Origin of the sequence: Centipeda artemidis DSM 19719 (assembly GCF_000426665.1) — a bacterium.
GTDB classification, from domain to species: Bacteria; Bacillota; Negativicutes; order Selenomonadales; family Selenomonadaceae; genus Centipeda; species Centipeda artemidis.
On the sequence record NZ_AUFU01000029.1, the window covers coordinates 1 to 5,681 of the forward strand.

A 5,681-nucleotide genomic window follows, 5' to 3' on the forward strand; every position below is an offset into this window, starting at 1 on the left:
CGAGTTTTATGGGGTACCTAAAGGGCAAGAGTAGCTTAATGATATTCCAGAAGTATGGGAACATGAAGTTTGCATACCGTAATCGAGAATTTTGGTGCAAAGGGTATTATGTCGATACCGTAGGAAAGAACACCAAGGCGATTAAGGAGTACATAGCTGACCAGCTGAAGAAGGATCGGGAGCAGGATCAACTGAGCTTGTTTGACCCAAGAGACCCATTTATGGGTGGCAAGTAATCTGTGCATGGCTGGCAGGCCAATAAAAGGCGTACTTGTACGCCGCCAATTACATAAGGGCTATGCCCGAAAATGAAAAACCACCCGCTATGCGGGTGGATATTTATTATGGATACGTTCCTATCGCAGGAAAAAGTACAGCGCGGGATAGACGACGAAGAAGAATGCGACGCTCGTGGTGAGGAAGCCCGCGATCGTGTAGTCGACATTGAGCCTATAGAGCTTTGCCGCGGTGACGGAGTTGATCGCACCCGGCGTCACGGAGAATACGAGGATGGCACCGAGGAGAACAGGATCGCGGATGAATGGATAGCTGATTACCATCATAAAGGCAGGCAGGATGAAAAAACGCAGCGGGAAGAGGTCGAGCGTATATCGTGCATAGCGGCGCGTGCGGTGGAGGTTGACGAGCGCACCGACGGGAAGCATCCCGAACCATGCGCCGAAGTGGACAAGTCCCTCGAATACGTCCCCGAGGACGGGCGGACGCGCGATGCCCGCAGCGTTCAGCGCGAGCCCTGCCGCCATACCGATGATGCTGAGCTGGTTCCGGGAGAGGAAGATGCTGAGGAAATGCATTTGTATCTTGCCGGGCTTGCCGTGATTTTTGTGCTGCAAATAATAATACTGCGCCATGGGGAAGACGGCGAGGACGAGCATAAGCGTTTGAAAGATACCCATGATCTGCGCGTAGGCAAATCCCTGTTCGCCATAGAGGATGAAGGCGCAGACGCCGCCGAGGGTCGTAATGTTCGACATCATCGCGTTCGCGAGGAACGCGCCGCGGTCGAGAGGGCTGTGATAGCGCCGAATGAAAAATGCCTTGCCGACGAGTGCAGGGAAGAGGACGATGAGAATCCCGTAGATAGGGATGAGTGCGAGATCCCATGAGATCGGGAGCGTCCAGCAGCTCATGAACGCGAGGATCGTGTAGATGACGATGACGTTGCCCCGGAGAATTTTATTGATGAGGGCGTCCGAGATTTTGCCGTGCCGGTAGAGCAGATAGCCGACAATCATCGGCAGGAGGAGATCGGTGAAAAGATAGATAATGCGGTAATCCGATGTGTCCACGAGAATCGCCTTTCTTTTGTGCTGCGCTGCCTGTGCCGGAAGAATCCGGCTGCTTGTATTCTACATCCAAGGTACAATTAAAATCAATGGGAATACAAAGGAAAACTTCTTTTATATTTATCAAAATAGACAGGAAAAGAGATGCATGGCGGCGAATATTTTCATTATATATATGATATTTGCGCCGTGTTTTGTTCCTGCGGCGCACAGTGAATCAACTGTTTTGAGAGGCGCCGGGCGGCACCTCTCAGGAGGAGGGGACGTTATGGCAGTGACGGACAAAGGTTTTGGCGCATACGATGTACGCGGCGTATATCCGGACGAGGTCAACGAGGAGCTTGCCTATCGTGTCGGACGCAGTTTCCCCACGCTGTTTGGCGCGAAGAAGGTTGCGGTCGGTCATGATATACGGCTCTCGGGTCCCGCGATCCGCGATGCGCTCGCAAAGGGGCTGACCGAGGCGGGCTGCGATATCGTGGATCTCGGGCAGTGCGGCACGGAGATGATCTACTTCGCGACGGCGCACCTCGGGCTCGGCGGCGGCATCATGATCACGGCGAGCCACAACCCGAAGCAGTATAACGGCATGAAGTTCGTGCGCGCGGAGTCCCGTCCCATATCGAGCGATACGGGGCTGAAGGACATTGCGGCGATGGCGGTCGGCGAGACCTATCCCGCACCGGCATCCACGCCGGGTAAAATCGAGCAGGTAGATATTCTTGACGAATACGTCAAGCACATCGTTTCCTATGTCGACGTGAGCAAGCTGAAGCCGTATAAAATCGTCGTCAACACAGGCAACGGCGCGGCGGGGCCCATCATCAACGCGATGGAGAAACTGCTCCCATTCGAGCTGGTAAAGGTATTCAACGAGCCGGACGGCAACTTCCCGAACGGCGTGCCGAACCCCATCCTGCAGGAGAACCGCGAGGCGACGGCGAAGGTCGTGCGCGAATCGGGCGCGGACTTTGGCGTGGCGTGGGACGGCGACTTCGACCGCTGCTTCCTCTTCGACGAGAAGGGCGGCTTCATCGAGGGCTACTACATGGTCGGCTTCCTTTCCGAAGCCTTCCTCAAGAAGAACAAAGGCGCGAGCATCATCTACGATCCGCGGCTCATTTGGAACACGATCGAGATCGCCGAGAGCCTCGGCGGCAAGCCCGTCATGTGCAAGAGCGGGCACGCGTTCATCAAGGATAAGATGCGCGAGGTCAACGCCATCTACGGCGGCGAGATGAGCGCGCATCATTATTTCCGCGACTTCTCCTACTGTGACAGCGGTCAGATTCCGTGGCTGCTCGTCGCCGAGCTCATGAGCGCGTCGGGCGGCAAGACTCTTTCGGAGCTGATGCAGGCGCGCATCGATAAATTCCCGACCTCGGGCGAGATCAACAGCAAGGTCGCGGATGCGAAGGCGGTTATGGATCGCATCGAGGCGAAATACGGCAAAGAGGGCAAGGTGACGAAGGTTGACGGCCTCTCGATCGAGTTCGACAAATGGCGGTTCAACCTGCGCATGTCCAATACGGAGCCGGTTATCCGCCTGAATGTCGAGACGCGCGCAGATCACGCGCTGCTGAAGGAAAAGACGGACGAGCTGCTGAAAGAGATTCGCGGCTGAGCGGGAAGGAGTGTTTTGATGAGTCTTGTACTGAAATCCGGGTTTACCTTTGACTACGACAATCTCTACGGCGAGGGAAAGGTGACGGACGCCGACCTCGCGGGCTATGCGGACGCCCTCAAAAAGGCGCATGAGGCGATGAAGGTCATGCGCGCCACGGGGTTCATCCGCGCGCATCTCTCCAAAGACGGCGAACCGGAGAAAGTATTGTTCTCGCAGACGCCGTACATCGCGGAGGGGCACATTAACTCCCCGTCGTCCATCGCCCGGCTGAAGGAACTCGGCAAACACGCGCAGGAGCACACGGACGTCCTCATCTCGCTCGGCATCGGCGGCTCGTTCCTCGGGAACAAGGTGCTGTTCGACGTGCACTGCGGCGAGCTGTGGAACTCACTCTCGAACGAACAGCGTGGGAACTACCCGCGCATCTATTTCAGCGGGAACAACATCGACCCGCGGCGCACGGGTGATATTATCAATCACCTCAAGGACGTCGCACAGATCAAGAAAAAGAACGGCGCGGGGGCACTCCGCATCATGCTGCTCGTCATCTCGAAGTCGGGCGGCACACTCGACACGATGTCGAACTTCATGGTCATGTACGATGAATTTATGAAGGCGGACAACGTCGAGGTCGAGGTCGTCGCCGTCACCGACCCGAATGAGGAGAAGCCGACGCTCCTCAAGAAGCTCGCGATGGAGATGGGGTGGCAGCAGTTCGCCGTGCCGGACGGCGTCGGCGGGCGGTTCACCGTCTTTACCGAGGTCGGGCTGACGCTCGCCGCGTGCATCGGATTTGACATCGAGCAGTTCCTCGCGGGTGCGCGCGATATGGATGCCGCGTGTCAAAATGACGACCTCTGGCAGAACCCTGCGATGCTCAACGCCGCGCTCAAGTTCGCCGCCTCGGAGAAGCACGGGCGCGACATCGAGGTCATGATGCCGTACGGCGACTATCTGAAATCCGTCTCCGAGTGGTACATCCAGCTCCTCGCCGAATCCCTCGGCAAGCAGTTCAACAAGGATGGAAAGGAAGTTTGCTACGGACGCACGCCCGTCGTCGCCGTCGGCACGACGGATATGCACGCGCAGACGCAGCAGCATCAAGAGGGCAGACTGAACAAGGTCGTGCAGTTCATCCGCATCGACAAATGGGCGGACGACATCACGATCCCAAACGCATTCCCCAATGTTCAGAAACTCGCAGACATCGCGGGCGTCACGATGGGCGCAGCGCTTGAGGTCGCGCGTCAGTCGAACGCGGACGCACTCGCATCGAATAAGCGGTACAGCGCCGTGTTCGCCCTTCCGGAGCTGACACCGTATCATCTCGGTGAGCTGCTCTACATGCTCTCCATGTCCATCGCCTACGAGGGCGAGCTCGCCAACGTGGATGCGTTCGACCAGCCCGGCGTCGAAGCGTACAAGCGCATCATGGGACCGAAACTCGCCGCACTGAAAAAGAAGTAAAGCGGTACAACTAAAAACCGGCGCTGCTGCACACAGCCGTGCAGCAGCGTCGGTTTTTTGAGTACATTGTATCCTAAAAAAATATAGAAATTATATGATGCTCCTGAATAGAATTGAAGAAAGAACCAATATCTTTTAAGACGAAAATAACAAGCCTTATTATCTTTTGTAATAATAAAGGGGGAAAATAAATCTATACAGTACTACTGACAAGGGAGGAGATGATGTGACGACAGAGGACAAGACTGCCGCAATAGATACTTTTGCCGCTGTAGCAAGTGCCGGAGTAGGCATAGAGTCGGTGCAGTACTCGCTGCAGCAGCAGCCCCGGAAATTCTTGCCGTTGGAGCAGGCATCGTATTGGGAAGTATTATTGGAAAGAATATTGATAAACTTGCGGATCTTGCAAAAGACAATTATTGTGGAAAACCAAATGAAGGTAACTAAATAATATGAAGAAAGATATTAGCCTTCTTGTAGGAGTTGGCGGCGTATTGGCCGGTCGCGCATTATCAAGACAGGGAAATACGGAGTTAGAGATCGTTGTATGGTCTTTATCGGCATTGGTCGCAATCTTTTTCGGCATCTACATCTATAGAAAACATCATAATTGGATATTTCTTTTGGGATGTATACTGCTGGTTGTAGGTCTGCTGTTTCTCTATGTCCTACAGGACAGCATAGGAACCTCTCAAATTAAACTTTTGGGATTTGTTAGTGGGGTGCTCTTTTTTTCCTTCCTCGGATTGGCTTGTCTGATTACCGGTAGTCACCAAATATCGCCGCACATCATCTCTTATAAACAATGGAAATACTGGATGTTGGCTTTAGCCGGGTTTTGGCTCGTAGGCTGCGGAGGCGCAGCAGCACTGATATTTCTATGAGAAAATACTCAATTGACTTTATGGACAAGGTTTATATGGAAAGCCTTCCAATGGTTCTCTGGAATGATCTTTCGTTATAATATTTTGCAGCAAACCAAATGAAGAGTGGTAAAACATATGAAGAAAAATATCAGTATTCTTGTGGCTGTCATTGGCGTATTTGCCGGTCGAGCCTTGGCGAGGCAGGGAAATGCTGATATAGAAATCGTAGTGATGTCTTTGGCATCCTTATTCATACTAGCTTTTAGTCTGTATGTTTATAAAAAAACACATAATCTATTATTTCCTTTAGGGTGTGTACTTCTAATTATTTGCCTGCCATTTCTCGGAGTGCTGCATGACAATATAAAGTCTTCTCGATTTGTATTTTGGGAGATATTCAGTGGCCTATTCTTT

6 protein-coding genes and 1 pseudogene are annotated in these 5,681 nt (G+C 53.2%); 6 read left to right on the forward strand and 1 reads right to left on the reverse strand.

The features are described from left to right. A partial coding sequence (locus tag K341_RS0110560) for an IS200/IS605 family transposase (protein WP_026762775.1) occupies window positions 1-236 on the forward strand: 236 nt, incomplete at its 5' end. 120 nt (window positions 237-356) lie between these two features. Here the strand turns inward: K341_RS0110560 and K341_RS0110565 are convergent. Beyond that, window positions 357-1,310, reverse strand: a complete 954-nt coding sequence (locus K341_RS0110565) for an AEC family transporter (protein ID WP_026762776.1) — start codon at window positions 1,308-1,310, stop codon at window positions 357-359. 265 nt (window positions 1,311-1,575) lie between these two features. Here K341_RS0110565 and K341_RS0110570 point away from each other — a divergent pair, with 265 nt between their 5' ends. From K341_RS0110570 to K341_RS12850, 5 genes and pseudogenes are all read left to right on the forward strand, one after another. Then, on the forward strand, window positions 1,576-2,931 hold the full coding sequence (locus K341_RS0110570; protein ID WP_026762777.1) for a phosphohexomutase domain-containing protein: 1,356 nt from the start codon (window positions 1,576-1,578) through the stop codon (window positions 2,929-2,931). Window positions 2,932-2,949: 18 nt separating this feature from the next. After that, on the forward strand, window positions 2,950-4,401 hold the full coding sequence (locus tag K341_RS0110575) for a glucose-6-phosphate isomerase (RefSeq protein WP_026762778.1): 1,452 nt from the start codon (window positions 2,950-2,952) through the stop codon (window positions 4,399-4,401). Window positions 4,402-4,627: 226 nt separating this feature from the next. Continuing rightward, complete coding sequence (locus tag K341_RS0110580) at window positions 4,628-4,852, forward strand: hypothetical protein (protein ID WP_026762779.1); 225 nt, start codon at window positions 4,628-4,630, stop codon at window positions 4,850-4,852. 1 nt (window position 4,853) lies between these two features. Continuing rightward, a complete protein-coding gene (locus tag K341_RS0110585; protein ID WP_009350731.1) occupies window positions 4,854-5,285 on the forward strand; it encodes a hypothetical protein in 432 nt (143 codons plus the stop codon). 117 nt (window positions 5,286-5,402) lie between these two features. Next, a pseudogene (locus K341_RS12850) lies at window positions 5,403-5,681 on the forward strand (hypothetical protein); the annotation flags it as partial.

Coding starts and splice junctions, on each gene's coding strand:
- K341_RS0110570 (WP_026762777.1), top strand. CDS start 1,576: ATGGCAGTGACGGACAAAGGTTTTGGCGCATACGATGTACGCGGCGTA.
- K341_RS0110575 (WP_026762778.1), top strand. CDS start 2,950: ATGAGTCTTGTACTGAAATCCGGGTTTACCTTTGACTACGACAATCTC.
- K341_RS0110585 (WP_009350731.1), top strand. CDS start 4,854: ATGAAGAAAGATATTAGCCTTCTTGTAGGAGTTGGCGGCGTATTGGCC.